This is a genomic window from Micromonospora sp. NBC_01392, from assembly GCF_045040125.1.
Lineage (GTDB): Bacteria > Actinomycetota > Actinomycetes > Mycobacteriales > Micromonosporaceae > Micromonospora.
On the sequence record NZ_CP109549.1, the window covers coordinates 3,899,406 to 3,925,987 of the forward strand.

Here is a 26,582-nt window from a genome sequence, read left to right on the forward strand (position 1 = left end):
GAGTGTTTCGCCCGTCACCGGGGATGTTACCCACCATGCGTGCCGGAGGTGACGATGAGCAGTGACGCGCCGGTCGGGGCCCGACCGCCCGCGGGTCGGACCTTCTTCGGTCACCCGCGGGCGCTGTCCACCCTCTTCCTCACCGAGATGTGGGAGCGGTTCAGCTTCTACGGCATGCGGGCCATCCTGGTGCTGTACCTGACCGCGACGGTCGCCGACGGCGGTCTCGGCGTCGGCGAGTCCACCGCCAACGCCGTGTACGGCACGTACAACGCGATGGTCTACCTGATGGCGCTGCCCGGCGGCTGGGTCGCCGACCGGCTGCTCGGGGCGCGGCGCAGCGTGCTGTGGGGCGGCGTGGTGATCGCCGCCGGCCACTACGTGATGGCGGTGCCCACCGGGTGGAGCGTGTTCGCCGGCATGGCGTTGATCGTGCTCGGCACCGGTCTGCTCAAACCCAACATCTCCACCATGGTCGGTGACCTGTACGAGCGGGACTCGCCGCGCCGCGACGCCGGCTTCTCGATCTTCTACATGGGCATCAACCTGGGCGCGTTCATCGCGCCGCTGATCACCGGCTTCCTCGGCGAGAAGATCAACTGGCATCTGGGGTTCGGCGCGGCCGCGGTCGGCATGACCTTCGGCGTGGCGCAGTACGTGCTCGGCCGCCGCAACCTGGGCGACGCCGGCGCCCGCCCCGCCGACCCGCTGCTCGGCGCCGACCGGCGGCGGGCGCTGACCCGCGCCGGCGCGGTCACCGCCGTGCTGCTGGTGGTCCTGCTGGGGTTGCTGCTGACCGGCTGGTTCACCGTCAACACGGTGGTCAACCTGCTCACCGCGGTGACCGTGCTGGTGACCGTCGGCTACTTCGCGCGGATCCTCACCGACCGGGAGATCAGCGGCACCGAACGCCGCCGGATGAAGGCGTACGTGTGGCTGTTCGTGTTCGCCGCCGCGTTCTGGCTGATCTACGACCAGGCCGGCTCGGTGCTGAACATCTTCGCCGCCGACCGCACCGACCGGAACGTGGCCGGGTTCACGTTCCCGGCGTCCTGGCTCCAGTCGGTCAACCCGATCCTGATCATCATCGGCGCGCCGCTGGCCGCCTGGCTGTGGCTGCGCCTGGGCCACCGGGTGTCGACACCGACGAAGTTCGCCGTCGGCCTGGTCCTCAACGGCCTGTCGTTCGTGCTGATGGCCGCCGCCGCGCAGGCCGCCGTCGGTGGCGACCTGGTCTCCCCGTGGTGGCTGGTCGCGGTGTACGCGATCCAGGTCGCCGGCGAGTTGTCGTTGAGCCCGGTGGGCCTGTCGGCCACCACGAAACTGGCCCCGGTGAAGTACGCCAGCCAGATGCTGGGCCTGTGGTTCCTCGCCACCGCCGTCGGCGACGCGATCGGCGGTCAGGTCGCCCGGCTGGCGCAGAACTGGTCGCAGTCGGCGTACTTCCTGACGTTCGGGCTGGCGTCGGTGCTGCTGGGGGTGGCCGCGGTGATGTTCACCCGGCAGATCCGCGGCCTGATGGCCGGCATCCACTGACCGGCCGCGAGCCGGCCCAGCGCCGGACGGCTCACGCCGCCGGTGTGGGCGGCAACGGCAGCGGCAGGCCGGGCAGCCCGTCGATGCTGGTCGCGACGTGTTCCTTGCCGGCGAAGTACGCCGACAGCGACGCGTCGTCCTCCCGGGCGAACCGCCGCCCGTGCAGGTCCCGGTCGGTGTCGTAGCTCATCAGCGGCACCGCGTAGCCGCAGGTGTCGCGGATCAGCTCGGCGCGCACCACGATCACCGCCCGCAGGCCGTGCGGGCCCGGGTCGATGTCGGGAAAGTGCCGCAGCAGGTCGGGCCAGCGCGGGTCGTCGCGGAACACCGGCTCGCCGCGCCCGTGCACCCGCACGATGTTCGGCGGGCCGGCGAACGCGCACCACATCAGCGTGACCCGGCCGTTCTCCCGCAGGTGCGCGATGGTCTCGGCGTTGCTGCCGGCGAAGTCCAGATAGGCCACCGTGTGCGCGTCGAGCACCGCCAGGGCGCCGCGCAGCCCCTTGGGTGACAGGTTGACGGTGCCGTCGCCGGACAACGGGGCGGTCGCGACGAAGAACATCGGCTGCGCCTCGATGAACTCCCGCAACCGGCCGTCGATGCGTTCATGCGTCTGTCCCATGCCGTGATCCTCGCCCGGCCGGCCGGTGCCGCGCTGCCCCGTCCCGCTGCGTGGCCGGTCAACCGGCGCCGAGCCGCGCGAGCGGCCCCGGCCGGAATCCGATCAGGCGGGACGTCCGAGCCGCGCGAGCGCCCCGGCCAGGTCGCTGACCTGGTCGGCGAGCTGCCCGGCGCGCCGTTCGGCGGCGTCGCGGTCGGTGTCCGCCGCGGCCAACCGCGCCGCCGCCTCGGCGGCCCGCGCCTGCGCGACCCCCACCGCCCGCCGGGCCTCGGCCAGCTCGGCAGCGAGCGCCTCCCGTTCGGCCCGCAGCGCCGTCGCCTCGGCGCGCGCCGCGTCGGCCACCGCCACCGCCTCGGCGCGCGCGGTGTCGGCCCGTTCCCGGTCGGCGCGGGCCCGCTGCGCATCGGTGGCCTGCGCGTCGGCGCGTTCGGCGGCGGCCCGCGCCGCCCGGCGGTCCTCGGTGGCCTGCGCCCGGGCGGCCTGGGCGTCGGCGCGGGCCGCGTCCGCGTCGGCGCGGGCCCGCTGCGCCCGCTCCAGCGCCTCGGCCGCGGCGTGGGTGGCGCGTTCGGCGTCGGCGCGGGCGGTGTCCCGGTCGGCGGTCAGCTCGGCGACCCGCTGCCGTTCGGCGTCGCGTTCGGCCCGCACGGTCCGCAGCTCGGCGCGCGCGGCGTCCCGGTCCCGTTCGGCCTGCACCCGCAGCGCCTGCGCGGCGCCGGCCTCGGCGCGGGCGGCGTCGCGGGCGGTCTCGGCGGCGTCGGCCCGCTCGACGGCCGCGCGGGTCGCCGCCTCGGCGGCGTCGGCGCGCTGCCGGGCCGTGTCGCGGTCGGTGCGCGCGGCCCGCGCGTCCTGCCGGTCGCGGGTGGCCGACGCGGCGGCGTCCTCGGCGTCGCGGCGGGCGTCGTCGCGTTCCGCGTGCGCGGCCGCGACCTGCGCCGACGTTTCGGCGCGCAGCTCGGCGAGCTGCCGTTCCACGCCGGCGGGGGACAGCTCGGCGTGCAGCGCGTCGGTGAGCGTCTCCACGATCTGGTCGAGCCGGTCGACCGCCTCCCAGGTGCGGGCCACCTGCCCGGGCAGGCCGGGGGCGTTGCGGTGCCGCATCCGCGAGTTGCGGGCGGCCCGCTGGCAGGCGCCGTCGTTGTCCCGGCAGTAGCGGAACGGGCGGCCCGCGCCGACACGCTGCGGCACCTCCCGGGCGCAGTGGGCGCAGGGGCGGGTCTCGGTGGCGGGTTCGGCGTCCGTCGGGGGCGAAGTGGCGTCCATCGGGGGCGAAGTCTAGTGGCCGGCGTCGGCGCGGGCCGCGCCGTCGAGCGTGTAGCGGCGTTGCAGCAGCACCGCCACCACCATCACGGCGGCGGGCAGCAGCCCGAAGCCGTACCGCAGCGCCGCGAGGGCGCCCGCCGACTGGGTGACGGTCTCCCCGGCGCTCGACGCGACGAACCCGCCGGCGGCCAGGCACAACGCGTACGCGTACGGGCCGAGCGCCGCGCCGGTGGCCTCGGTGGCGGTCCACACACCGGTGTAGGTGCCGGCGCGGGGCGCGCCGGCGGCGCGGATCACGTCGGGCAGCATCGAGAACGGCAGCAGTTGCATGCCGGCGAACGCCACCCCGAGCACCGCCACGGCGGCGACCAGCACCGGCAGGCTGGCGGCCCGGCCGAGAGCCAGCACCAGCGACCCGACCGCGAACGCGGCCTGCGCGGCCAGCAGGGCACGCTGCTTGCCGACCCGCCGGGCCAGCGCCGACCAGGCCGGCGTGACCAGCAGCGCCGGCGCGACGAACGCCGCCACCAGCACCGTGGTCAGCCCGGCGCGGCCCAGCTCGTACCGCGCGTAGTAGGGCACCCCGGCCAGCACCAGGTGGGTGGTGGTCGACATGGCCAGGTACGCGCCGGCCAGCCGACGGAACTGCCGGTCCCGCAGGCTCGCCGTCAGCGCCCGCCACCCGCCGGTGGCGTGCCGCGGCGTCGGGTCGCCCGCCGCGCGGCGCAGCCGGCCGATGCCCGCCACCCCGACCAGCATCGCGGCGAGCATCCCGGCCGCCAGCACCCCGGCCATCCGCAGGTAGCCGGCGCGGGTGGCGTCGTCGCCGCCGGCCAGCAGCGGCGCCAGCAGCCCGGAGGCCAGGATGCCGAGGGTGAGCACCACCATCCGGAACGCCATCAGCCGGGTCCGCTCGTGGTAGCCGATCCGCAGGTCCGCCGGGGTGGCCAGGTAGGGCACCTGGTAGGCGGCGAACAGCAGGTTGCCGGCCACGAAGCACACCGCCACCCAGGCCGCGGCGGGCGCGCCGGTGAGGCCGCCGGGCACCGCGAACAGGGCGGCGAACGCCGCCGGCAACGCGCAGCCGGCGAGCAGCAGCCGCCGGCGGTGGCCGCGGCGGGCCTGCTCGACGTCGCAGCGGTGCCCGATCCACGGGTGCAGCAGCACGTCGGCGACCTTCGGCAGCAGCAGCGTCAGCCCGGCCAGCCACGGCGCGACCGCGAGGACGTCGGTGAGGAAGTACAGCAGCAGCAGCCCCGGCACGGTGATCCACACGCCCATGCCCAGCGAGCCGGCGGCGAACCCGACCAGCGGGCCGCGGGGCAGCGCGCCGGTGTCGCGCCGCGGGTCCACCCCGGTCATCGCCGCCTCCTGCCCCGGGGCACGCCCACCCCAATCCAACGGATGCTGGATTGTAGGGGGAACAATGGCCGGATGACCATGCCCCGTCGCCGGCCGGGCCGGCCCCGCCGCGACGACCAGCGACCGACCCGCGACCTGGTGCTGGCCGCCGCCACCGCGCTGTTCGCCGAGCGGGGCTTCGACGCGGTCAGCGTGCGCGACGTGGCCGCCGCGGCCGGCGTCGACGCGGCCACCGTCGCCCACCACACCGGCACCAAGGCGCAGCTCTACGACGCCTGCTTCGCGCGGGTGTTCAGCGCCGAACGGGAGGCGGTGGAGGCGGCCGGGGACCGCGCCCGCGCCGCGCTGGCCGCCGGGCCCGCCGACGCGGTACGCGCGCTGCACGACCTGGTCGACGTGTTCGTCGACTTCCTGGAGGACCGGCCGGAGACCACCGCGCTGTGGTTGCGCCGCTGGCTGGAGCCGCGACGGCACACCGAGCTGGACCGGCGCTACGCCGCCCCGCTGTACGCGCAGGTCGAGCAGTTGCTCGCCGCCGCGTCGGCGGCCGGGGCGCTGGTCGAGCCGGCCCCGCACGTGACGGTGCGCAGCCTGGTCTGGGCGGTGCACGGGCACGTGGTGGCGCTGGCCGCGGGCGCCGGCTCCGAGGCGCGGGAGCGGCGGGAGTTCCGCGCGTTCGTGCACCGCCTCCTCGACGGGCTCTACCCGCCGGCGGCCCCTTGACCGGGGCACCACCGCCGGGGATTATCCAGCAGTCGTTGGATTAATGGAGGCGGGCATGGCAGCACCCAGGGTGGCGGTCGTCGGCGCCGGCGCGGCCGGACTGGCCACGCTCAAGGCACTGGCCGACGTCGGCGTGCCGGCGGTCGCGTTCGAGGCCGCCGACACCGTCGGCGGCCTCTGGGTCTACGGCGCGCCCGGCTCCCCGGCCTACCGGACGCTGCACCTCAACACCAGCAAGGCACGCACCGAGTTCGCCGACCACCCGATGCCGGCGCACTGGCCCGACTACCCCGACCACACCCGCGTCGCCGGCTACCTCGGCGACTACGCCGACCGGTTCGGCCTGCGCGCGTCGGTGCGGCTGCGACACACCGTCGACCGGGTCACCCGCGCCGGCGACGGCTGGCGGGTGCACGCCACCGGCCCGGACGGCCCGGTGCAGGTCGACGTCGAGGCGGTGGTGGTGGCCAACGGGCACAACCGGGCGCCGCACCGACCCGACCCGTACCCCGGCGAGTGCGCCGCCGAACAACTGCACAGCCACGACTACCGCGGGCCGGAACAGCTCACCGGCCGGCGGGTCCTCGTGGTCGGCGGCGGCAACTCGGCCATGGACATCGCCGTCGACGCCTCGTACGCCGCCACCCGCACGCTGCTGTCGCTGCGCCGCGGCGTCTGGGTGGTGCCCAAGTACCTGCTCGGCCGTCCCGCCGACACGCTCAACGGGGCGCTGGCCCGCCGGCTGCCCTGGCGGCTGCGGCAACGGATCAGCCAGCGCATGCTCACCACCGTCGTCGGCCCGCCCACCCGCTACGGACTGCCCGCCCCGACGCACGGCTTCCTCCAGGACCACCCGACGCTCTCCGACGCGCTGCTGTCCCGCCTCACCCACGGCGACATCCACGCCCGGCCCGGCATCGCCCGCTTCGCCGGCGACCGCGTCGAGTTCACCGACGGCCGCGTCGACGCCGTCGACCTGGTGGTGTGGTGCACCGGCTACCGGGTGACGGTGCCGTTCCTCGACGCCGACCTGCTCGGCGACGGCGCCGACCGGCTGCCGCTGTACCGGCACGTGTTCCACCTCGACGCCCCCGGGCTGGCGTTCGTCGGGCTCATGCAGTCCACCGGCGCGGCGTTTCCGCTGCTGGAGGCGCAGGCCCGGCTGGTCGCCGCCCGCCTGGCCGGCACCTGGACACCACCGGCGCCGGAGCGGCAGGCCGCCGCCTGCCGCGCCGAGCTGCACGCCGCCACCGCCCGCTGGGGACACCGCCGGCCGCACATGCGCGTCGACTTCGACGCCTACCTGGCCGAGCTGCGCCGGGAACTGGCCGCCGGACGGCGCCGGGCCGGAGCGGCCCGGTGAACGCGCTGGCCGGCCGGCGGGTGCTGGTCACCGGCGCCCGCGGCACGTTCGGTCGACACCTCGGCGCCGCGCTGACCGCCGCCGGCGCGCACGTGGTCGGGCTGGACCTGCACGCCGACGTCGACGCCATGCCACCGGTGTTCGGCGTCGACCTGACCGACCCGGCGGCCACCCCCGGCGCGGTGGCCGCCGCCGTCACCCGGCTCGGCGGGCTCGACCTGCTGATCAACAACGCCGGCGTCGGCGGGCCCGCCCCCGCCGAACTGCCCCCCGACGAGGTGGTACGCCGGCAGATCGAGGTGAACCTGCTCGCCGCGTGGCGGACCACCGCCGCGGCGCTGCCCGCCCTGGAGGCCGCCCACGGTCGGGTGATCTTCGTGGCCAGCCGGATGGCCGTGCTGCCGTTGCCCCTCGCGGCCGCGTACGGGGTGAGCAAACGCGCGCTCGTCGCGTACGCCGACGCGTTGCGCCACGAGGTCGGCACCCACGTCGGGGTCACCGTCGTCTACCCCAGCATGGTCGACTCCCCGATCCACGACAGCACCGTCGCGGCCGGCCTGTCGCTGCGCGGCGTGTCCCGACCCGAGCCGGTCGAGGGCGTGGTCGCGGCGATCCTGCGCGCCGCCGCCGCCCGCCGCGCGCCCCGGGACGTGGCCACCACCCGACGGGGTCGGCTGGAACTGGCGGTGGCCCGGCACGCGCCGGGCCTGGCCGACCGGCTGGTGCGGCGTGCCGTCGCCGGGCGCGTCGCCGCCGGTGACCTGGACGACGCGGCGCTGGCCGCCGGGATGGTCCGCCGGCACCGGCCGGGCGGCCGGTAGCCTGCCCACCATGCCCGTGTCGCCGTACGTCGCCCGGCTGCGCCAGCATGTCGGCCACGACCTGCTCATGCTCTACGGGATCAGCGCCGTGGTGACCGACGATGTGGGACGCGTGCTGCTGGCCCGACGCGGCGACAACGGCCGCTGGTCGGTGCCCGCCGGCACCGTCGACCCGGGCGAGCAGCCCGCTGACGCGCTGGTGCGCGAGGTCCGCGAGGAGACCGGCGTCGAGGTGACGATCGTGCGGCTGGCCGGCGTGGCCACCCACCCCGTGCGCTACCCCAACGGCGACGTCTGCGAGTACCTCAACGTCTGGTTCCGCTGCCGGGCGGTCGGCGGGACACCCACCGCCGACGGCGACGAGTCCCTCGCGGTGGCCTGGTTCGCCCCCGACGCGCTGCCCGACCTGGACGACTGGGCCCGGCTGCGGATCGGCACCGCGCTGACCGACGACGCCGCGCCCTGGTACGCGGCGCCAGGCACCCGGCACCCGGCGCTGTGCCGCCCGGACAGCCTCTGACCGGCACGCCCGGGCCTGGGACCGCCGCTGGTAGTGCCAGGTCTACCCCGAGGGTCGCCCCAGCGCGCTGTCGGCGGCGGACGACCGCCCCCTAGCCTGGGCACATGACAGACACGCTGCTCAGGGCGGTGACCGGGCGACGGTTCCTGGTCTCGGCCTGGCCGTGGCGTGGGTTCGCCTACTCGGCCACGACGGCGCTCGCCGCCGGCCTGCTGTGGCTCGTGCTGGCGGTGCCGCTGACACCGCTGATCTCGGCCGCCGTGCTCCTGCACGCCGGGCGGACCAGCGGCTACCTGATCGTGGCGGCCTGCCTCGGGCTGATCGGGGTGGGCCTGCTCGCGCTGCTGGGGCCGCAGTTGGCGCTCTCCCTGGCCCGGGCCGAGCGGTGGCGGCTGCGGCTCGCCGGGGACACCCCACCGCCGCCCGGGCGCCGCGGCGCGCTCTACACCGACCCGGCCACCTGGCGGGCCGTGGCCTACATGGTCCTGCTCGGCGTCGTCGGACCGCTCTGGCTCGGCGTGCTCGGGATCGTCGGGCTGCTCGTCGTGTCGACGCCGGTGTCGGTGGAACACCGGATCTCGGTCGCCGACTCGCTGCTCGGCATCGTCGCGCGCGCCGGCGGCGGCCTGCTGCTGATCCCGGCCCTGCTCTACCTGACCGCGCTGTTCGGCGGCGCGCACGCCGCGCTGGCCCGGATGCTGCTGTATCCGGAGCGGTCCGAGGAACTGGTCGAGGTGGCCCGGTCCCGGACCCGGCTGGTGCACGCGTTCGACGCCGAACGGCTGCGCATCGAGCGGGACCTGCACGACATCGCCCAACAGCGCCTGGTCGCCCTGACCATGCAGATCGGGATGGCCCGGCTCGATTTGCCGCCGTCCTCGCCGGCCGCTGCCGCGATGGACGCCGCGCACGAGCAGGCCAAGACGCTGATGGCCGAGCTGCGCAACCTGATCCGCGGCATCAGCCCGCGTACCCTGCGGGAGTTGGGCCTGCGCGCCGCGGTGGAGGAACTGGCCGCGGCGAGTTGCCTGGAGGTACGCGTCGACGTCGCCTCGGCCCGCCTGCCGGCGGAGGTCGAGGCGGTCGCGTACGCGGCGATCTCCGAGGCCCTGGCCAACGCGGTGAAGCACGCCGCCGCCAGCGAGGTCACCGTCACCGTCCGGCGCGCGGCCGAGCGGCTGGTGGTCGAGGTCCGCGACGAGGGCGGCGGCGGCGCCGACCCCGGACGCGGGTCCGGGCTGACCGGGCTCGCCGACCGGGCCGCCGCGGCCGGCGGCCGGCTGCTGATGTCGAGCCCGCCCGGCGGCCCGACGATCCTGCGGGTGGAGCTGCCGTGCGCGTCGTGATCGCGGAGGACTCGGTGCTGCTGCGGGAGGGGCTGACCGCGATGCTGCCCCGGTTCGGCATCGAGGTCGCCGCCGCGGTCGGGGACGCCCCCGCGCTGCTGGCCGCCGTCCACGAGCACCGCCCGGACCTCGTCGTCACCGACGTCCGGATGCCGCCGAACCACACCGACGAGGGGTTACGGGCCGCCGTCTCGCTACGCGCCGAGGACCCCCGGCTCCCGGTGGTCGCCCTCAGCCAGTACGTGCAGCACAGCTACGCCGGGGAGCTGCTCGCCTCGGGTTCCGGCCGGTCCATCGGCTACCTGCTCAAGGACCGCATCGGCGACGTGGCCGAGTTCGCCGGGCACCTGCGCCGGGTGGCCGACGGCGCCACGGTGATCGACCCCGAGGTCGTCCGGCAACTGATGCAACGCCGCCGCGACCCGCTCAGACAGCTCACGGCCCGCGAACGCGAGGTCCTCAGCCTGATCGCGCAGGGTCACTCGAACGCGGCCACCGCCCGGATCCTGTCCCTGACCGAGGCCGGTGTCGCCAAGCACATCGGCAACCTCCTCACCAAGCTGAACCTGCCGCTGAGCGACGACACCAACCGGCGGGTCCTCGCCGTGCTCGCCTACCTGCGCAGCCGATCCGACTAGGAGTTCCCTTGCCCACCCCCACCGCCCGGCGTCGCGACGTCGGGCTCCGCGCCATGGCCGTCGTCCTGACCGCCGCGTTCTTCCTCGCCCCGCTCGCGCTGGGTCCCGACCGGCTCGACGACTTCCCGCGCGCCTTCCTCGCCTACTGGTCCGCGGGCGGCACGGACTTCCCGCCCGACCTCCAACACGCCGTCGACCACCAGTTCCGTTACCACCTGATCCGGGTGCTGATCGCGGTGCCGCTGCTCGCGGTGCTGGTGACGCTGACCTACCGGGCCCGACGGTTCCGGCTGCCGCTCGGGGCGCTCGCGCTCGCCGCGGCGGTGCTGCTGATCGCCAATGTCCAGGGGGCCGTGTCGCCGTTCGGCACGCTCCTGCCGCATCTGACGGCCGGCCCCGCCGACACCCGACTGGTCGTGCTGGCCCAGGTCCGCGACCAGCTCGACCACGGCCCGGTGTCGCCCCCGCTGGGCGTGATGCTCGACGAGTACGTGCGGTGGCACGTGGTGAAGGGCACGCTGGTCGGCCTCCTGGCCGCCGCCCTGACCGGCCTCGCGGTGCGGTCGTGGCGGCCACGCCGGTGGCTCAGCCTGCTGCTGGCCGTGCTGGCCGTGGCCGCGCTGGTGGTCGTGGCGGCCAACGTGTCCACCGTGGTGAACCCCGGCCCGCCGTTCCTGCTCCTGCTGCAGGGCGGCTGACCAGGGCCGGCTCACCGGCTGGTGTCGCGTACGGTCAGCGTCGGTTCCAGCAGCGTCACCTCCGGCACCGGCTCGTCACCCAGCCGCCGCATCAGCAACGTCACCGCCTGCCGGCCGACCTCCTCGGCCGGCACCGGCACGCAGGTCAACCCGGACGGTTCGGCCAGCTCGTCGGGGCAGATCGCGACCACCGCGACGTCCTGCGGCACCCGCCGGCCCAGCGTCGGCAGCGCGGCCAGCACCGGCCCGACCGCCGACTCGTTCTGCACCACCAGGCCGGTGACGTCGGGGTGGTCGGTGAGCAACGCCGCCAGGTCCCGGCGTACCGCCGCCGGTCCCTCCTCGCAGGGCCGGGTCACCGCGTCGACGCCGAGCCGCTCGGCCGCGGCCGTCACGCCGGCCCGGGTCCGGTGGGCGAACCCGGTGCCCCGGTCGTAGACGGCGGCCGGGGCGCCGAGCAGCGCGACGCGCCGGTGCCCGGCGGCGGCCAGGTGCTCCACGCACAGCTCCCCGGCCCGCCGGAAGTCCAGGTCCACGCAGGCCAACCCGGTGCTGTCGGCCGGGTGCCCGATCAGCACGCCGGGCAACGCCAGCTCCCGCAGCAGCGGCACCCGGGAGTCCTCCAGCTCCACGTCCATCAGCAGCACGCCGTCGACGAGCGCGCTGCCGGCGATGCGGTGCAGCCCGGCCGGCCCCTCGTCGGCGGTGACCAGCAACACGTCGTGGTCGTGGCGGCGGGCGGTGGTGACCACCGCGGTGGCGAACCGCATCACCACCGGCACCTGCATGCCGGTACGCAGCGGCAGCACCAACGCGATCACGTTGGCCTTGCGGCTGGCCAGGGCACGCGCCCCGGCGTTCGGGTGGTAGCCCAGCGCGCGGACGCTGGCCAGCACCCGCCCCCGGGTGGCCGCCGAGATGGTCCGCTTGCCGCTGAGCACGTACGACACGGTGCTCGCCGCCACCCCGGCGTGGCGGGCCACGTCGGCGATGGTGACCTGCTCGCCGGCGGCGCGGCCGCTCACCGGGCCGTCCCGGAGCGCTCCGCCGCCGACGTGGCCGCCCCGTCGCCGCCGTGCACGGCGAGCGCGCCCACCAGCCGGATGTCCCGGGCGGAGCGGCCCACCAGCAGCGAGTGGGTGGCGTCCTCCACCACCATGGCCCCGCGGGTGGCGTCCCACCAGGCCAGCTCGGCGGTACGCAGCCGCAGCGTCACCCGGGCCGTGCACCCCGGCTCCAGGGTGACCCGGGCGAAGTCGCGGAGCTGCCGCAGTGGCTGCTTGACCCGGGAGCGCCGCTGCCGGGTGTAGAGCTGCACCACCTCGGTGCCCGGGCGGCGGCCCGTGTTGGTGACCTCGACGCTCACCTCCACCTCCTCGTCGGTGTGCGCCGTGGCGGTGCTCAACCGGAGGTCAGCGTAGTCGAACTCGGCGTAGCTGAGCCCGTGGCCGAACGGGTACAGCGGTTCGCCCCGGTGGTAGAGGTAGGTGGCGTCGGCGCCGATCACGTCGTAGTCGAGCAGGTCGGGCAGCTCGGCGGTGTCGGCGTACCAGGTCTGGGTCAGCCGTCCGCCCGGGTCGGCGTCGCCGAGGAGCACGTCGGCCAGCCCGTGGCCGTGCTCCTGTCCGCCGTGGGCGCTCCACAGCACCGCCGGCAGGTGCTCCCGGGCCCAGCCCACCGCGTACGGGTAGCTGCTGGTCAGCACCAGCACGGTACGCGGGTTCGCGGCGTGCACGGCGCGCAGCAGGTCGAGCTGGCCGGTCGGCAGGTCCAGGTCGACCCGGTCCTCGGTCTCCCGGCCGTTGACCATCGGGTGGTTGCCGAGCACCACCACCGCCACGTCGGCGGCGGCGGCCCGCGCGGCTGCCTCGGCCGCGCCGTCGACGCGCAGCTCCACCGTGAACGCGGCGGGTTCGCCGACCGCGACGCTCAGCCGGCCGGCCGGGTCGACGCCGACGTCCCGGCCGGTGGCGAGGTGGTGCAGCAGCACCGTGCCGTCGGGGCGGTGCCGCGGGCGGAACGTCTCCCGGACCACCCAGCCGCCGGGGCCGGGACGGTCGTCGACGAGCGCCCCGGTGTCGTCCGCGCCCACGTACCGGCCGTGGTGGGCCGCGCGCAGCGCCACCACGCCCTGCCCCCAGTCGACCACGTCGAACTCGGTGGGCGCCGCGTCGGCGAGCGTCAGTGGCCCACCGTCGACGCACCGGACGGCCCGGTCGCCGACCCGCAGCGTGATCCGGTCGACGCCCGGGTGGGTGGCGACCTCGGGCAGCCGTCCGAGCAGCCCCTCGAACGCGCTGACCGCGTACGGCAGGGTGCCGCTGTACCAGTCGGTGAGCACCGTGTCGGCGAGCGGGCCGAGCACCGCGACCCGCCGGTCGGGCGCGAGCGGGAGCAGCCCGTCGTTGGACAGCAGCACGACCGACTGGCGGGCCGACTCGCGGGCCAGTTCCCGGTGGGCCGGGCAGTTCACCACGTCGGCCGGCACGTCGCCGTACGGGTCGTGGCCGGGCGGGTCCAGGTCGCCCAGGCGCAGCCGGACCGACAGGATCCGCCGGACCGCGCGGTCCACGTCGGACTCGGCGACCAGCCCGCGCGCCAGCGCCTCGGTGAGCCGGTCCACGGTGGGGCGGGGGTCGTCGTCGTCCTCGGTGAAGCTGTCCACGCCGGCGCGCAGCGCGGCGGCGAAGCCGGCCACGTGGTCGGGCAGGTACTCCTGCATGCCGGCGATGTTGCCGACCGCGCCGGCGTCACCGACCACCATCACCTCGTCGTCGGCCCAGCCGCGCAGCTCGCCGTCGATGAGCGGGCTCAGGTGCGCCGGCACACCGTCGACCAGGTTGTACGACGCCATCACGGCGACCGCCGCGCCGGCGGCCAGCGGCGCGCGGAAGGCCGGCAGCTCGTACTCGTGCAACACGCGGGGCGGCAGGTCGTTGGAGGTGAGCGCCCGGTCGGTCTCGTTGTTGTAGCCGAGGAAGTGCTTGAGCGTCGGCGCGGTCCGCAGCCGGGTGGGGTGCGCGCCGCGCAGCCCGGACGCGTACGCGGTGGCGAGCCGGCCGGTGAGCCAGGGGTCCTCGGACCAGCCTTCCTCGTTGCGTCCCCACCGTGGGTCGCGCAGCGGGTTGACCACCGGCGCCCACACGTTGAGGCCGACCCGGTCGGGGTCGGCGCGGTGCTTGGCCCGGACCTCGTCGCCGACGGCGGCGCCGACGGCGGCGATCAGGTCCGGGTTCCAGCTCGCGGCCAGGCCGAGCGCCTGCGGGAAGACGGTGGCCTCGCCGAGCCAGGCGACGCCGTGCAGCGCCTCCGTGCCGGTGCGGAACCCCGGCAGGCCGAGCCGGGGGACGGGCGCCTGCCACTGGTGCAGCAGGCCGAGCTTCTCTCCGACGGTGAGGCGGGCGAGCAGGTCGTCGACGCGGTGGGGGATGGGGTCGGTCATGGCGGGCGCCTCCGGTGGGCGTGCGGGTCACACTCCCGGCCATCGAAGCGCTTCGATGGCCGGGTGGTGAGGACGGTGGCACGCACGCGAAAAAAGGGGGTGGGGTGGTCGGCCGGCGGGTCGGCCCGGAGCTGCGGTGAAGCGCTTCGACAACCGCCGGAAAACAGGCCGCCCACGGATTGCCCGGTCCGGAAGCGGCGCTACCGAGGTTGGCATCCGGGGCCGGCGCGGTCAAGGGTCAGACGGCGGGTAGTTGCCCGGCCTCCACGGTGGCCAGGGCGGCGGTGGCGCCGCCCAACGCGCTGGCGGCGGAGCCGAGCGTGCTGGCCTCCAGCCGGACCCCGGCCGGCGGCGCGAGCGTGCGGGCGGCGAGTTCGGCGCGGGCGGCCGGCAGCAGCCACGGCGCGAGCGTCGCCAGGTGGCCGCCCACCACGACCACCTCCGGGTCGAGCAGATCGACCAGGACGGACACCGCACGGCCGAGTTGCCGGCCGATCTCGGTGAGCCCGGTGCGCACCGGCTCGTCGCCGGCGCGGGCGAGCGCCTGGATCCGGTCGATCTCCGGGAGGTAGTCGGTGACCGGCGCGTCCGGCGCGGCGTCGGGCAGCAGGCGGCGCACCACGGCGTCCACGCCGGCCAGCGACGCGAGGCAGCCACGGCGCCCGCACCGGCACGCCGGGTCGGTGAGCCCCGCGGTCGCGGCCGGGGAAGCACCGGCCAGGACCGGCAGGTGGCCGACCTCGCCGGCGAAGCCCCGGCCACCGCGTAGCAGCCGGCCGCCGCTGACCAGGCCGGCGCCGACCGCCAGCCCGCCGGTGAGGTGGATCAGGTCGGCGGTGCCGGCGTACGGGCCGTGCCGCAGCTCCGCCGAGGCGGCGAGGTTGGCGTCGGTGTCCACGCCGATCGGGAAACCCGGGTCGCGCAGCGCGCGGCGCAGTTCGGCGGCGAGCGGCACGCCGCGCCAGCCCAGCGCGGGGGCCAGCGGGACAGCGCCGTCGGCGTCCACCAGGCCGGGCACGCCCACGGTGAGGCCGAGCACCGTGCGCCCGGCGCCGGTGACCCGGGTGACCGCCCGTCGGGTGAGCGCGGCGAGCGCGCGTACCGTCTCGTCGGGGCCGGCGAGCGCGGCGGCGAAGGCGCGTCGCCAGGTGAGCAGCCGCTCGCCGCTCAGGTCGGCGGCGACCACGACCAGCTCGTCGGCGCCGATCTGCAGGCCGAGCCCGACGTGGCGGGCGCCGTCGAGCACGAGCATGGTGGCCGGGCGGCCCACCCGGTTCTCGGTCAGCCCGGTCTCGCGCAGCAGCCCGTGCTCGATCAGCTCGCTGACCAGGCTGGAGACGGTCGCCTTGTTGAGGCCGGTGCGGGCGGCGACGTCGGCGCGGGAGCAGGGCGCGTGCCGCCGCACGTGCCGCAGCACCACGGCCCGGTTGGCGACCCGCACGTCGCCGAGGTCGGCCGTCTGGACCGACCGGTCGATGCTGATCACGTGCTGTCCGCCTCCTGCGCCGCCGTCCGTCGGGTTCGGCCAAAGCTTAAACTAAATCGGCACGGTGCCCGCCGGGCGGCTCAGCCGCCGAACCACGGCGCGAACGGGGTCACCGGGATCGGCTCGCCGTCGAGCACGACCCGGCGCGGCGCGTCCGCGCCGACCACGCTGACCCGGCGCACGTCCAGCGGCCCGTCCACGCGTACCCGCAGCGTGTCGCCGTCGCGGACGGCGGTGACCGTGCTGTCGCCGTCGTCGTCGCGGACCACCGTCACGCCGTCGGTCCCGCCCCACGACACCAGCGTGACGTCGCGGAACGGGCCCTCGGCCACGGTGGGCGCGGGCGCCACCGTCGGGATCAGCGCGCCGCGCCGCACGTACAGTGGCAGCCGGTCGAGCGGCGCCCGCACCCGCAGGTGCCGGCCGCCGGGGTGGCGCTGGCCGGTCGCCGCGTCCAGCCAGTCGTCGCCGGCGGGCAGGTAGACGGCGCGTTCCCCGCCCGGGTCGAGCACCGGCGCCACCAGCAGGTCGACGCCGAGGCGGTACTGCAGGTCGGTGGCCCAGGCGGTCGGGTCGTCCGGGGTGTCGACGAGCAACGCCCGCAGCATCGGGCTGCCGGTGCGGGCCGCGTCCACCGCCGCCGACCACAGGTACGGCAGCAGCCGGTAGCGCAGCCGCAGCGCCGCCACCGCGTGCCGTTCCGCCTCCGGCGGGAAGTCCCACGGCAGCCGGCTGGTGGTGCCGTGCAGCCGGACCAGCGGCGACAGCGCGCCGAACTGCGTCCAACGCACGTACAGGTCGGGCTCCGGCGTGCCGTGGAAGCCGCCGGTGTCGTGGCTCCAGAACGGCACCCCGGACAGCCCGTGGGACAGCCCGCCGCGCAGCGTGCTGGCCATGCCCGGCCAGGTGGCGTTGACGTCGCCGCTCCACTGCGCGCTGTGCCGTTGCCCGCCCAGGTACGACGAGCGCGCCCACACCGTGCGGTGCCCGGCGACCTCCTCGGTGACGTCGGCGACCACGTCGTTGAACAGCAGCGCGTACACGTTGTGCAGCTCGACGCCGGTCATGCCGTTGTGCGCCACCGCGTCGGCGGGCACCCCCTCGGCGAAGTCGGTCTTGAACACCGCGACGCCCTGGGCCAGCAGCGGTCGCAGCAGGCCCTGGAACCAGCGCACCGCCGCCGGGTTGGTCAGGTCCACGATGGCGCAGACCGGGTAGCTGCCGTGCCAGGTGTCCGCGACGTACGTGTCGCCGTCGGGGCGGCGCAGGAAGTATCCGGCGGCCTCGGCCTCGGCGTACAGCGGGCTGTCGGTCATCAGGTAGGGGTTCATCCACAGGCAGACCCGGAAGCCCGCCTCGGCGAGGTCCTTGAGCAGGCCGGCCGGGTCGGGGAACGCCTGCTCGTCCCAGCGCAGGTCGGACCAGCGGCCGGCGACCTGCCAGTAGCAGTCCAGGTGCAGCACGTCGCACGGGACGTCCCGCTCCCGGATGAGTCGGGCCCGCTCGCGCACCCGCTGCTCGCTGTCCGGGAAGAACCCGGAGGAGATCCAGGCCCCGAACGCCCAGCGCGGCGGCAGGTACGGCCGGCCGGTCAGCGCGTCGAACCGGTCCAGGATCCGCGCCGGGGTCGGGCCGGCCAGCACGTAGTAGTCGAGCAGGTCGTCCGGGACGAGAATCTGCACGCTGCTGTGGGTGCTGGCGCAGACGTCGAACTGCACCGGCAGGCCGCTGTCGACGAGCACGCCGTAGCCGCGGTCGGACAGGTAGAACGGCACGTTCTTGTGCGACCGGTCGGACTCGCCGCCGAACGCGTCGAAGTTCCACATCAACGGTCGCTGGCCGCGCTTGTCCAGCGGGGTGAACTTCTCGCCGAAGCCGACGAACCGTTCGTCGCCGGGGGCGACGAAGCTCTCGTGCCAGGCGACCGGGTCGCCGTCGAGGGTGGACCGACCCAGCGGCAGCGTGCGCCGCCGGCCGCTGATGTCCCGGGTGCCGCCGTCGGCGGCCACCAGCAGCCGACCGTCGTCGTCGAGGAAGCGCAGCCCCCACGGGTCGAGGCGGATCTCGGCGCGCACGCCGCCGGCGTCCACCCGGGCGTACGCGTCGTCGACGGTGACCTCGGCCGGGTGCGGTACGGGCCGGGTCAGCGTCAGCGCCCGGGCGGAGCGGCTGCGCACCGAGAGGTCGTCGGTGAGCCGTACCCGGATGATCCCGTCCCCGGCGGCCTCGACGCGCGCGACGAGCGTGCGGCCGGAGGAGCAGGTGGCGGTGAGCGTGACCCCGTGCGGGTCGACCGCGGCCACCTCGGCCCGCAGCACGTCGTCGGCGCCCTCCTCGCCGGGGGCGCGCACCGGCAGGTCGGGTGGGTCGGCCACGAACGTCTCGTACGGGACCAGGGGCGGGCGGTACGGCATGGGCGTCTCCTCGCGGCGACACGGGCGGCCCCGCAAGTTTCTTGGGAACCACAACTAACTGTCAATGATCTGTCGCATTGACTTTCATCCTCACCTCTTCCTACTTTGACGGGGATGACAACTAAAGCGTTGTGGAGCGACGGTCGGCTGAGCTACGGCGGAGACTGGAACCCGGAGCAGTGGCCACCGGCGGTGTGGTCGGAGGACGTCGCCCTGATGCGCGCGGCCGGGGTCAACCTGGTCACCGTGGGCGTGTTCGCCTGGTCCCGCCTGGAACCCGCCCCCGGCCACTACACCCTCGACTGGCTGGACGAGGTGCTGGACCTGCTGCACGCCGCCGGCATCCGGGCCGCCCTGGCCACCCCCACCGCGTCCCCGCCGCCCTGGTTCACGTTGCGCCACCAGGACGCCATGCCGGTCACCGCCGACGGCGTCCGCCTGCACCACGGCAGCCGCGACACCTACTGCGCCGCCGCGCCCGCCTACCGCACCGCGGCCCGGACCATCGCCGACGTGCTGGCCACCCGGTACGCCCACCACCCGGCGCTGGCCCTGTGGCACGTGCACAACGAGTACGGCACCACCTGCCACTGCGACCACGCCGAGACGGCGTTCCGCCGCTGGCTCACCGGCCGGTACGCCGACCTCGACGCGCTCAACGACGCCTGGGTGACCAGCTTCTGGGGGCAGCACTACTCCGACTGGGCGCAGGTCGGCGTGCCCCGCGCCACCCAGTACCTGGCCAACCCCGGCCAACTGCTCGACTTCCGCCGCTTCTGGTCGGACACGCTGCTGTCCGCGTACACCGAGCAGCGGGACATGCTGCGGGCGGCGAACCCGGCGGTGCCGGTCACCACCAACCACGTGCTCGGCGACTGGGTGCCGGTCGACCACGCCCGCTGGGCGCGCGAGGTGGACCTGGTGGCCGTCGACCACTACCCGGACCGCATCGACGGCGGCGCGGAGGAGCAGACCGCGCTCGCCGCCGACCTGGCCCGCGGCTGGGCCCGCCACGGCGCCGGCCGTCCCGCGCCGTGGCTGCTGATGGAGAGCGCGCCCAACCAGATCCACGTCACCGGGCGGATGCACACCAAGGAACCGGGCCGGATGACCCGGCACAGCCTCGCGCACGTCGCCCGCGGCTCGGCCGGGACGATGTTCTTCCAGTGGCGTGCCCCGGCCGGCGGCGCCGAACGGTTCCACTCCGCCGTGGTGTCGCACGCCGGCGCGGACACCCGGGTCTTCCGGGAGGCCACCGACCTCGGCGCCGCGCTCGGCCGGCTCGCCGGCACCGCGACGGGGCAGGTGGAGGCACACGTCGCGATCGCCCACGACGCCGCCAGCGGCTGGGCGCTGCGCCACCCGGGGATGCCCCGCGACGGCCTCGACCACCCGGGCGAGGTGGCCGCCGCGCACCGGGTGCTGTGGCACGCCGGCCTCACCGCCGACCTGGTGACGCCCGGCGACCCGCTCGACGGCCACCGGCTGCTCGTGCTGCCCGCGCTCTACCTGGCCTCCGACGCCACCGTCGACTGGGTACGCCGACACGTCCACGCCGGCGGGCACCTGCTGGTCACCTGGCTCAGCGGCGTCGCCGACGAACACGCCCGCGTCCGCCTCGGCGGCTACCCGGGCGCCTACCGCGACCTGCTCGGCGTGCGGGTGGAGGAGTTCCACCCGCTCGCCGACGACGAACGGGTGCCACTGACCAGCGGCGGGTACGGCCGGATCTGGTCGGAGACCGTGCACCTGGCCGGGGCGGAGCAGGTCACCGCGTACATCGGCGGGGTGCTGGACGGCCGCCCGGCGGTCACCCGGCACCGGGTCGGCGCGGCCCGCACCTGGTACGTCTCCACCCGGCCCGACGACGACACGTACCGCCGGCTGCTCGTCGAGGCGGCCCGGCTCGCCGGCGTCACCCCGACCTGCCCGGCGCCGCCCGGCGTCGAGGCGGTCCGCCGCCGCGACGGCGACCAGAGCTGGCTGTTCCTGCTCAACCACACCGACCGCCCGCAGCGGGTGCCCGCGGCCGGGCACGAGCTGCTCACCGGCGAGCCGGTCGACGAGCACGTGACCGTCGGGCCCGGCGGCGTGGCGGTGCTGCGCGAACCGCCGCGCTGACCGCGTGCCGGCCTCGCGTTCACCCCCGGTGACGCGCGACACTCGGACGATGTCCGTCGTGTTGTCCGCCGCCGCCACCCCGACCGCGCCCGGCCTGCTGCTGCGACCGTGGCGCGACGGCGACGCCGACGCCCTGCTGGAGGCCTACCGGGACCCGGTGCTGCGCGCCTGGACCCGGTTCCCGGTGACCACCCGCGCCGAGGCGCGCGCGTTCCTGCGCCGGGCCCGGCAGGGCTGGGCCGCCGGGCGCCGGTTCAGCTTCGCGGTGCTGGAGGACACCCCGTCGGGGGAGCGGCTGGTGGCCTGCGTGGTGCTCAAGGAGGTCCAGCCCGGGCGGCCGGCCGCCGAGGTCGGCTACTGGACCGCGGCCCCGGCCCGTGGCCGGGGCGTCGCACCGCGGGCCGTCGACGCGGTCACCGGCTGGGCGTTCGCCCGCTTCGCCGCCGGCGGCCTGACCCGCCTGGAACTGCTGCACCAGGTCGACAACCCGGCCTCCTGCCGGGTCGCGCAGAAGAGCGGGTACGCCTTCGTCGAGGTGCTGCCGGCCCGCCCGCCGTTTCCCCGCGACGGCCACCGGCACGTACGCCGGCTGCCCTGAGCCGTCACCGCCCGGCCGGGCCGAGCAGGCGCAGCAACAGGCGCGGCTCGCCCGGCCACGCGTCGAGCAGCACCTGCCGGGGCACCTGCCGCCCGGCGTAGCGCAACGCGAGCGCCACCACGACGATGTCGTCCAGCGGGCCGATCACCGGCAGGAACTCCGGGATCAGGTCGATCGGGCTGGCCAGCCACACCCCGGCGACGACGATCGCGATCCGGGCCCGGCGCGGCACGCGCGGGTCCCGGCGCAGCCGCCGCACCGTGGTCAGACAGTCGGGCACGAACGCGGCCAGGTCACGCAACAGGCCGGGTGGCAGCCGCCGGGCCGCCAGCACCAGCACCGCCCAGCTCGCGACCAGGCACCCGGTCGCCACGCCGAGGCCGATCAGCCAGTCACGCACGTCGCCGCTCCTTTCGTCGGCGGAACACTACGCGCCGGGAACACGTCCGCGCGCTGCGACGCTGACCATGGTCGGCAGCCGACGGATACGGTGGGAGCGGGAGGTGACGGCGGTGACGACAGGCTGGGAGGCCGCGGTCGAGGCGCAGATCCGCTCGGCGCAGGAACGCGGCGAGTTCGACAACCTGCCGGGCGCCGGCAAACCGATCCCGGGCCGCGACCAGCCCTACGACGAGGGCTGGTGGATCCGCAGCTTCCTGGAGCGGGAGCAGATCCCGTCCGACCTGATGCTGCCCACTCCGCTGCAACTGCGCCGGCGCGTCGAACACCTTCCCGCCGAGCTGCGCGACCTGCCCTCCGAGGACGCGGTCCGGTCGTACGTGGCGGCGCTCAACGCCGAGGTGGTGGCCTGGCTGCGTGCCCCGACCGGCCCTCGGGTGGTGGTCCGCCCGGTCAACGTCGACGAGGCGGTACGGCGGTGGCGGGCCGACCGGCAGCAGCGTGTCGTGACCGCGACGCCGGTCGAGCCGGCGCCGCCCGCCCCGCCGGCGGCCCGCGCCCGCCGCCGGTGGCGTTGGTGGCGTCGCTGAGCCCGACCGCGGGTCGCCGCAGAGCGCGTCAGGAGTCGCCGGCCGCCCGGCCCAGTCCGGCGAAGGCGCGGTCCGCGTCGACGACCGCCTCCGGATGGACCTCGTGCGCGGCCCGCCCGTCGGCGATCTTCTGCCAGTTGTTGCGCGCCAGCACGCGGTGCACGGCGATCACCTGGGCGGCCAGCAGTCGGGGCCCGATGCCCGGGCCGAGGGCCGCCGCCAACGCCTCCTCGTCGTCGAGCAGGTACTGCATGAGTCGTCCGGCCAGGCTCGGCGTGCTGAACACCAGTCGGTGGAACGCCACCACCTGGGGATGATCGTTGAGGCCGGTCACCGGCTCGAAGCGGTCGAGGCCGGCCCGAAAGTGCCGGTGCAGCGCCGTCATCGGCGGGACGTCGGGCCGACGGTCGCGTACCACGCGTGCGGCCTCACCGTTGTGGTCGGCGAACCGATGCAGGATCAGGTCCTCCTTGGTCGCGAAGTAGCGGAACAGGGTCGGTTTCGACACCTCGGCCGTCGCCGCGATGTCGGACACCGAAACCTGCTCGAACCCGCGCGCCAGGAACAGCGCGATCGCGGCGTCGGCGATCGCGCCCCGGGTCTGCGCCTTCTTGCGGGCCCGCAGCCCGCCCGACTCACTCACCGCGTGAGGGTAACAAGAGTTACCGGGTTGCGTTTTTAACCGGGTAACGGTTCGATGGCGGGCATGGAACGTACAGACGCGGTGCTCGTCACCGGGGCGACCGGCCGGATCGGGCGCGCCGTGATCGATCAACTGGTCGACGCGGGCGTGCCGGTCCGCGCCCTCGTCCGCCGCCCCGAGTCGGCGGCCACCCTGCCCACCACCGTCGAGATCGTCACCGGTGACCTCACCGTGCCCGCGTCGCTCGACGCGGCCCTGACCGCCGTCCGCGCCGTCTTCCTGGTCTGGACCGCCCCGCCGCACACCGCGCCGGCCGTCGTCGACCGGCTGGCCGCCCACCCGCGACGGGTCGTCTACCTGTCCGCGCCCCACCGCACCCCGCACCCGTTCTTCCAGCAGCCGAACCCGATGGCGACGCTGCACGCCCGCATCGAGCAGCTCATCGCGGCGACCGGTCTCGACGCGACGATCGTCCGGCCGGGGATGTTCGCCTCCAACGCGCTGCACTGGTGGGCCCCGGCGATCCGTCGCGACGCGGTGGTCCGGTGGCCGTACGGCGCGGCCGAGACCGCCCCCGTCGACGACCGGGACGTCGCCGCGGTCGTCGCGCGGGTCCTGTCCGGGACCGGGCACGCCGGCGGCGACCACGTCCTGACCGGCCCCGAGTCGCTCAGCCAGGCCGAACAGGTCAGCCTCATCGGCGCCGCCCTGGGCCGGCCGATCGCGTTCGAGGACCTGTCGCCCGACGAGTTCCGTCGCCAGGCCCCGGAGGCCGCGCGTCCCGCCGTGGACATGCTGCTGGCCGCGTGGCGCGCCACCCTGGGGCATCCGGCGCACGTCACCACCACGGTGTCGCACCTGCTCGGCAGGCCGGCGCGCACGTTCCGTCAGTGGGCCGCCGACCACGTCACGGCGTTCACCGCAGCGGCCGACCCGGCGACCTGAACCGGCGCGCTCCTCAGTCGAGCGCGGCCCGCCACGTCCACGACGTCCGGCGCGGCCGGTCGCCCAGCGGGGCCCGGCCGGTGAGCCAGAGCAGCACCGGCGCCGGCGCACCGGCGGGCGCGTCGGGGAACAGCCGTCGCACCACCCCGGCGCACAGGCCGGCCGGCGGTGACCAGGGCACGTCGAGACCGCGGGTCACGTCATGGGTGTGCAGCAGGATCTCGGCCACCCCCATCGCGGCGAAGCCGCCCGGGTCGCAGGGCCCCCAGTGCCAGCCCCGGTCGTTCGGGTCGGCGGTGTCCACCAGCGCGGCGAGCATCCCGGCGGCGGCGGTCGCCACGGTCAGCACCCGCGCCGGTGGCGCGTCGGGGTGGACCCGCAGGTCGAACGGCAGGTAGCCGTCGGTGGGGCGGCCGGCCACCTGACCGGCGTACCCGGCCAGGTCGTGCGCGACGTGCGCGGTCGTGGTCCAGCAGGACCAGTCCAGATCGCCCGCGCGTACCGTCCAGTCCCGGCCGACGGCCGGCAGCAGCACGGCGGTCATCGCGGCGGCGGCGGCGCGGACGTCCGCGCCGGTCATCCCGGACCCGTGGGAGCGTCCCTCGGGCGGCGTCACCGTCGGCGGACGCGCAGCACGCAGGTGCGCATCGGAAGCGTGAACTCGCCGTGCGCGGTTTCCGGCCGGCTGGCCAGGAACGCCCGGATGCGGTCGAGCGTGGCCTGCCGCTGCGTCGCCGGCATCACCAGCAGGCCCGCCCGGGTGGCGAGCGTCGCGGTCAGGGAGTCGGCGGTGCGCTGCTGCCCGTGCCGGAACGTGGCCTGCTCGGGCGCGTCGAAGCGGGCCGGCGCGCCGTTCCTCGGCAGGTGCGTCCGCGCCGTCTCGACCCGCCAGCTCGCCGGCGTGTCGCGGGGGCCGACGACGGCGCTGCCGCTGACCTCGGCCAGGCCGGCGACCCAGTCGACCTCGTCGTCCAGCACGTTCCACAGGCCGGCCAGGACACCGCCGGGGGCGAGGACCCGGGCGATCTCGGGGCCCGCCACCGCCATGTCGAACCAGTGCATGGCGTTGCCGGCCAGCACGGCGTCGACGGACGCGTCGGGCAGCGGGATCGCCTCGGCGCTGCCGGAGAGCGCGCGGACATCCGGCAGCGCGCGGCGCAGCTCGGCCAGCATCGCCGGGTCCGGCTCGACGGCCGTGACGTCGGCGCCGACGGCCCGGAGCGTGGCGGTCAGCTTGCCGGTCCCGGCCCCGAGGTCGAGCACCCGGGGGCCGGGGGCGGCCTCCAGCGCCCACCGGACCGCGTCCTGCGCGTAGTCCGGGCGGTGTTCGGCGTACGCGGCCGCCGCCGCGCCGAACGACGACGAGTGCCGGCGCTGTTCGTCCTGCTCCACGGGTGCTCCTGTCGTCCGTGTCAGCGCCCGTCCGGGGCACCGGCCAGCGCCGCCATCAGGGGCAGCGGGTTGATGTAGTCGCGGTAGGACTCGATCCGGCCATCCCGGACCCGGAAGACCGCGATCACGGTCTGCGTGAACGGCGCGCCGGTCGCGACCACGGTGCCGTGGGCCTCGTACTCGACGACGACCACCTCGGGATCGGTGCTCTCGTGCAGCACCATGTCGCGGTGCTCGTCGAACGTGATCAGGGCCCCGGCCGTCTCGGTCAGGTGCTGGCGGATCGCCGCACGCCCCTGCACCCGGCCGGGCACGCCCGGTGGCCGGAACGGCCATTCGAGGTATCCGTCCGGGGCCATCAGGCCCACGAACGTCTCGACGTCCTGCTCGCGGCCGGCGCGCAGGACCCGCTCGACGACCTCGCGCGACGACGGTGCCATGCCGACCTCCTGAGTAGACCTGTCGGGATGGCACCACCGTAGAGAATCGGCGGCGCGCCCGCTGCCCGTGCCGGTTGAGTCCTTCACTGATGAGCAGGCCGAGGCGTACGGGCGGTCCGTGGAGGAGCCGACCCGCCCGGAACTGGAGCGGTTCTTCTTCCTGGACGACGTGGGCCGGGGGCACCGTTCCTGCGGTAGCTCGTGACCAGCAGCCCGCACCGAGCCGGTCCGGTGAGGCGTCGTCCATGCCCGCGGTCACAGGTTGTTGACGTAGAAGCTGGTGAGTCGTTCGACGGCGGCGTCGACGTGTGCGGGTTCGTCGTACATCTCGTAGTGGCCGGCACCGTCGATCACCATGAGGTCGACGGGGTTGGGGGCCAGCTTCCACAGCTGCATGCCGGTGTCGTAGGAGCCGGTGTTGCCGATGCGTCCGGCGAGGATGACCTGGAGTGGCTGGGTCATGAGCCGATCGGCCAGGTGGAACGCGTCGTAGCCCAGCAGGAGGGAGTCGCTGCGCAGGAGGCGCCGGTTCGTGGAGTGTTCGTTACGGCCGCGCTCGGTGCGGTAGTAGGTGACGGCCTGAGTGGTGTCGATGTCGGTCAGGCCCGCTGTTGTGGCGTCCGCCAGGGTGTCGGGCAGCCAGTTCACGCGGGTCGTCTCGCCGGAGCGGGCCTCTTCGGTCCGCTCGTCCGCGAGGGCGTCGAGTGCTGCGGCCGGACCGTCGGGGGAGAAGCTGCGGAACGCCGCGCCGATGTTGACGGGGACGACCGTGCCGACCGCCTTGATGCGGTGGTCCGTGCGGGCGGTGTGCACGGCGTAGCCGCCACCGGCGCAGATGCCGAGGACGCCGATGCGCTGCGGGTCGATGCCAGCGGTCGTGGTGAGCACGTCGATGGCGTAGGAGATGTCCTCACCTCGGCGGTAAGGGTCTTCGAGGTCGCGAGGCTCGCCCTCGCTCCGACCCTGGTGGGCGGGGTCGAGGACGAGCGCCGCGATGCCGCTGGCGGCGAGACGGGAGGCGTAGTTGGCGCCGATCTGCTCCTTCACGCTGCTGCCCGGGGTGGAGAGCACCACGGCGCGCAGCGGTGCGCCGCTGTCGGCGTTGTCGGGCAGGTGGAGGTCAGCGGCGAGGCTGATGGGACCGCGCGGGATCGTGAGGTGCTCAAGCATGCCTGGCTTCCTTCGTGGGATCATGTTCCATAGGAGTCAAGTACAAGGCAGCG

Annotated in this window: 26 protein-coding genes; 13 read left to right on the top strand and 13 right to left on the bottom strand. The window is 75.5% G+C overall.

Annotated elements, in window-relative coordinates; translation table 11 throughout:
• Window positions 1-54: 54 nt before the first annotated feature.
• A complete protein-coding gene (locus OG767_RS16810) occupies window positions 55-1,536 on the top strand; it encodes a peptide MFS transporter (protein WP_405089413.1) in 1,482 nt (493 codons plus the stop codon).
• Between the two features lie 31 nt (window positions 1,537-1,567).
• Here the strand turns inward: OG767_RS16810 and OG767_RS16815 are convergent, their stop codons facing one another.
• The 3 genes from OG767_RS16815 to OG767_RS16825 all read right to left on the bottom strand — a co-directional run bounded on the left by OG767_RS16815 (window position 1,568) and on the right by OG767_RS16825 (window position 4,780).
• On the bottom strand, window positions 1,568-2,158 hold the full coding sequence (locus tag OG767_RS16815; protein WP_405089414.1) for a pyridoxamine 5'-phosphate oxidase family protein: 591 nt from the start codon (window positions 2,156-2,158) through the stop codon (window positions 1,568-1,570).
• 102 nt (window positions 2,159-2,260) lie between these two features.
• The gene (locus OG767_RS16820) at window positions 2,261-3,418 is read right to left on the bottom strand and encodes a hypothetical protein (RefSeq protein ID WP_405089415.1); all 1,158 of its coding nucleotides are present in this window, start codon (window positions 3,416-3,418) and stop codon (window positions 2,261-2,263) included.
• Window positions 3,419-3,430: 12 nt separating this feature from the next.
• Complete coding sequence (locus tag OG767_RS16825; RefSeq protein WP_405089416.1) at window positions 3,431-4,780, bottom strand: MFS transporter; 1,350 nt, start codon at window positions 4,778-4,780, stop codon at window positions 3,431-3,433.
• 72 nt (window positions 4,781-4,852) lie between these two features.
• On the opposite strand from OG767_RS16825, the gene OG767_RS16830 reads away from it, so the two are divergent.
• From OG767_RS16830 to OG767_RS16860, 7 genes are all read left to right on the top strand, one after another.
• Window positions 4,853-5,503, top strand: coding sequence for a TetR/AcrR family transcriptional regulator (locus tag OG767_RS16830; protein WP_405089417.1), 651 nt, complete (start codon window positions 4,853-4,855; stop codon window positions 5,501-5,503).
• Window positions 5,504-5,558: 55 nt separating this feature from the next.
• Complete coding sequence (locus tag OG767_RS16835) at window positions 5,559-6,866, top strand: flavin-containing monooxygenase (protein ID WP_405089418.1); 1,308 nt, start codon at window positions 5,559-5,561, stop codon at window positions 6,864-6,866.
• The gene (locus tag OG767_RS16840; protein ID WP_405089419.1) at window positions 6,863-7,687 is read left to right on the top strand and encodes an SDR family NAD(P)-dependent oxidoreductase; all 825 of its coding nucleotides are present in this window, start codon (window positions 6,863-6,865) and stop codon (window positions 7,685-7,687) included. Before OG767_RS16835 ends, OG767_RS16840 begins: the two co-directional genes overlap by 4 nt.
• 10 nt (window positions 7,688-7,697) lie before the next feature.
• Complete coding sequence (locus OG767_RS16845; protein ID WP_405089420.1) at window positions 7,698-8,207, top strand: NUDIX hydrolase; 510 nt, start codon at window positions 7,698-7,700, stop codon at window positions 8,205-8,207.
• Window positions 8,208-8,311: 104 nt separating this feature from the next.
• Window positions 8,312-9,553, top strand: coding sequence for a histidine kinase (locus OG767_RS16850; RefSeq protein WP_405089421.1), 1,242 nt, complete (start codon window positions 8,312-8,314; stop codon window positions 9,551-9,553).
• A gap of 41 nt (window positions 9,554-9,594) precedes the next feature.
• Complete coding sequence (locus OG767_RS16855; RefSeq protein WP_233219694.1) at window positions 9,595-10,191, top strand: response regulator transcription factor; 597 nt, start codon at window positions 9,595-9,597, stop codon at window positions 10,189-10,191.
• A gap of 8 nt (window positions 10,192-10,199) precedes the next feature.
• The gene (locus OG767_RS16860; RefSeq protein WP_405089422.1) at window positions 10,200-10,889 is read left to right on the top strand and encodes a hypothetical protein; all 690 of its coding nucleotides are present in this window, start codon (window positions 10,200-10,202) and stop codon (window positions 10,887-10,889) included.
• A gap of 11 nt (window positions 10,890-10,900) precedes the next feature.
• On the opposite strand, the gene OG767_RS16865 is transcribed toward OG767_RS16860, so the two are convergent.
• The 4 genes from OG767_RS16865 to OG767_RS16880 all read right to left on the bottom strand — a co-directional run bounded on the left by OG767_RS16865 (window position 10,901) and on the right by OG767_RS16880 (window position 18,231).
• On the bottom strand, window positions 10,901-11,914 hold the full coding sequence (locus OG767_RS16865; RefSeq protein ID WP_405089423.1) for a LacI family DNA-binding transcriptional regulator: 1,014 nt from the start codon (window positions 11,912-11,914) through the stop codon (window positions 10,901-10,903).
• Entirely contained in the window at window positions 11,911-14,331 is a 2,421-nt protein-coding gene (locus tag OG767_RS16870) for a beta-glucosidase (RefSeq protein WP_405089424.1), read from the bottom strand. Before OG767_RS16870 ends, OG767_RS16865 begins: the two co-directional genes overlap by 4 nt.
• 238 nt (window positions 14,332-14,569) lie before the next feature.
• Complete coding sequence (locus OG767_RS16875; RefSeq protein ID WP_405089425.1) at window positions 14,570-15,817, bottom strand: ROK family protein; 1,248 nt, start codon at window positions 15,815-15,817, stop codon at window positions 14,570-14,572.
• Window positions 15,818-15,897: 80 nt separating this feature from the next.
• Complete coding sequence (locus tag OG767_RS16880; RefSeq protein ID WP_405089426.1) at window positions 15,898-18,231, bottom strand: TIM-barrel domain-containing protein; 2,334 nt, start codon at window positions 18,229-18,231, stop codon at window positions 15,898-15,900.
• A 114-nt stretch (window positions 18,232-18,345) separates the two neighbouring features.
• Between OG767_RS16880 and OG767_RS16885 the strand changes: the two genes are divergently transcribed.
• Both OG767_RS16885 and OG767_RS16890 read left to right on the top strand, forming a co-directional pair.
• Complete coding sequence (locus OG767_RS16885; protein ID WP_405089427.1) at window positions 18,346-20,352, top strand: beta-galactosidase; 2,007 nt, start codon at window positions 18,346-18,348, stop codon at window positions 20,350-20,352.
• A gap of 49 nt (window positions 20,353-20,401) precedes the next feature.
• Window positions 20,402-20,950 (top strand): GNAT family N-acetyltransferase, encoded by a 549-nt coding sequence (locus tag OG767_RS16890; RefSeq protein ID WP_405089428.1) that lies wholly within the window; start codon window positions 20,402-20,404, stop codon window positions 20,948-20,950.
• Between the two features lie 4 nt (window positions 20,951-20,954).
• On the opposite strand, the gene OG767_RS16895 is transcribed toward OG767_RS16890, so the two are convergent.
• Window positions 20,955-21,350 (bottom strand): YkvA family protein, encoded by a 396-nt coding sequence (locus OG767_RS16895; RefSeq protein ID WP_405089429.1) that lies wholly within the window; start codon window positions 21,348-21,350, stop codon window positions 20,955-20,957.
• Between the two features lie 112 nt (window positions 21,351-21,462).
• Between OG767_RS16895 and OG767_RS16900 the strand changes: the two genes are divergently transcribed.
• A complete protein-coding gene (locus OG767_RS16900; protein WP_405089430.1) occupies window positions 21,463-21,939 on the top strand; it encodes a DUF1992 domain-containing protein in 477 nt (158 codons plus the stop codon).
• 28 nt (window positions 21,940-21,967) lie between these two features.
• On the opposite strand, the gene OG767_RS16905 is transcribed toward OG767_RS16900, so the two are convergent.
• The gene (locus OG767_RS16905) at window positions 21,968-22,582 is read right to left on the bottom strand and encodes a TetR/AcrR family transcriptional regulator (RefSeq protein WP_405089431.1); all 615 of its coding nucleotides are present in this window, start codon (window positions 22,580-22,582) and stop codon (window positions 21,968-21,970) included.
• Between the two features lie 63 nt (window positions 22,583-22,645).
• Here OG767_RS16905 and OG767_RS16910 point away from each other — a divergent pair, with 63 nt between their 5' ends.
• A complete protein-coding gene (locus tag OG767_RS16910) occupies window positions 22,646-23,527 on the top strand; it encodes an NAD(P)H-binding protein (RefSeq protein WP_405089432.1) in 882 nt (293 codons plus the stop codon).
• A gap of 13 nt (window positions 23,528-23,540) precedes the next feature.
• Here OG767_RS16910 and OG767_RS16915 read toward each other — a convergent pair whose 3' ends face one another.
• Genes OG767_RS16915 through OG767_RS16925 form a run of 3 tightly spaced genes read right to left on the bottom strand, consistent with a single transcriptional unit; the run spans window position 23,541 to window position 25,446 of the window.
• A complete protein-coding gene (locus tag OG767_RS16915; RefSeq protein WP_405089433.1) occupies window positions 23,541-24,107 on the bottom strand; it encodes a hypothetical protein in 567 nt (188 codons plus the stop codon).
• A 32-nt stretch (window positions 24,108-24,139) separates the two neighbouring features.
• Window positions 24,140-24,919, bottom strand: a complete 780-nt coding sequence (locus OG767_RS16920; protein ID WP_405089434.1) for a class I SAM-dependent methyltransferase — start codon at window positions 24,917-24,919, stop codon at window positions 24,140-24,142.
• A 20-nt stretch (window positions 24,920-24,939) separates the two neighbouring features.
• Window positions 24,940-25,446, bottom strand: coding sequence for a nuclear transport factor 2 family protein (locus tag OG767_RS16925; RefSeq protein ID WP_405089435.1), 507 nt, complete (start codon window positions 25,444-25,446; stop codon window positions 24,940-24,942).
• Between OG767_RS16925 and OG767_RS16930 the strand changes: the two genes are divergently transcribed.
• On the top strand, window positions 25,427-25,564 hold the full coding sequence (locus OG767_RS16930; RefSeq protein WP_405094364.1) for a hypothetical protein: 138 nt from the start codon (window positions 25,427-25,429) through the stop codon (window positions 25,562-25,564). The genes OG767_RS16925 and OG767_RS16930 overlap by 20 nt on opposite strands.
• A gap of 50 nt (window positions 25,565-25,614) precedes the next feature.
• Here the strand turns inward: OG767_RS16930 and OG767_RS16935 are convergent, their stop codons facing one another.
• Window positions 25,615-26,529, bottom strand: coding sequence for an alpha/beta hydrolase (locus tag OG767_RS16935; protein WP_405089436.1), 915 nt, complete (start codon window positions 26,527-26,529; stop codon window positions 25,615-25,617).
• Window positions 26,530-26,582 lie beyond the last annotated feature (53 nt).

What these genes read in the sequence shown, in the direction of transcription:
- OG767_RS16820 (WP_405089415.1), bottom strand. Translation starts at nt 3,418, where the DNA reads ATGGACGCCACTTCGCCCCCGACGGACGCCGAACCCGCCACCGAGACC.
- OG767_RS16890 (WP_405089428.1), top strand. Translation starts at nt 20,402, where the DNA reads ATGTCCGTCGTGTTGTCCGCCGCCGCCACCCCGACCGCGCCCGGCCTG.
- OG767_RS16870 (WP_405089424.1), bottom strand. Translation starts at nt 14,331, where the DNA reads ATGACCGACCCCATCCCCCACCGCGTCGACGACCTGCTCGCCCGCCTC.
- OG767_RS16825 (WP_405089416.1), bottom strand. Translation starts at nt 4,780, where the DNA reads ATGACCGGGGTGGACCCGCGGCGCGACACCGGCGCGCTGCCCCGCGGC.
- OG767_RS16915 (WP_405089433.1), bottom strand. Translation starts at nt 24,107, where the DNA reads ATGACCGGCGCGGACGTCCGCGCCGCCGCCGCCGCGATGACCGCCGTG.
- OG767_RS16855 (WP_233219694.1), top strand. Translation starts at nt 9,595, where the DNA reads ATGCTGCCCCGGTTCGGCATCGAGGTCGCCGCCGCGGTCGGGGACGCC.
- OG767_RS16910 (WP_405089432.1), top strand. Translation starts at nt 22,646, where the DNA reads ATGGAACGTACAGACGCGGTGCTCGTCACCGGGGCGACCGGCCGGATC.
- OG767_RS16885 (WP_405089427.1), top strand. Translation starts at nt 18,346, where the DNA reads ATGACAACTAAAGCGTTGTGGAGCGACGGTCGGCTGAGCTACGGCGGA.
- OG767_RS16815 (WP_405089414.1), bottom strand. Translation starts at nt 2,158, where the DNA reads ATGGGACAGACGCATGAACGCATCGACGGCCGGTTGCGGGAGTTCATC.
- OG767_RS16880 (WP_405089426.1), bottom strand. Translation starts at nt 18,231, where the DNA reads ATGCCGTACCGCCCGCCCCTGGTCCCGTACGAGACGTTCGTGGCCGAC.
- OG767_RS16830 (WP_405089417.1), top strand. Translation starts at nt 4,853, where the DNA reads ATGACCATGCCCCGTCGCCGGCCGGGCCGGCCCCGCCGCGACGACCAG.
- OG767_RS16850 (WP_405089421.1), top strand. Translation starts at nt 8,312, where the DNA reads ATGACAGACACGCTGCTCAGGGCGGTGACCGGGCGACGGTTCCTGGTC.
- OG767_RS16845 (WP_405089420.1), top strand. Translation starts at nt 7,698, where the DNA reads ATGCCCGTGTCGCCGTACGTCGCCCGGCTGCGCCAGCATGTCGGCCAC.
- OG767_RS16935 (WP_405089436.1), bottom strand. Translation starts at nt 26,529, where the DNA reads ATGCTTGAGCACCTCACGATCCCGCGCGGTCCCATCAGCCTCGCCGCT.
- OG767_RS16835 (WP_405089418.1), top strand. Translation starts at nt 5,559, where the DNA reads ATGGCAGCACCCAGGGTGGCGGTCGTCGGCGCCGGCGCGGCCGGACTG.
- OG767_RS16810 (WP_405089413.1), top strand. Translation starts at nt 55, where the DNA reads ATGAGCAGTGACGCGCCGGTCGGGGCCCGACCGCCCGCGGGTCGGACC.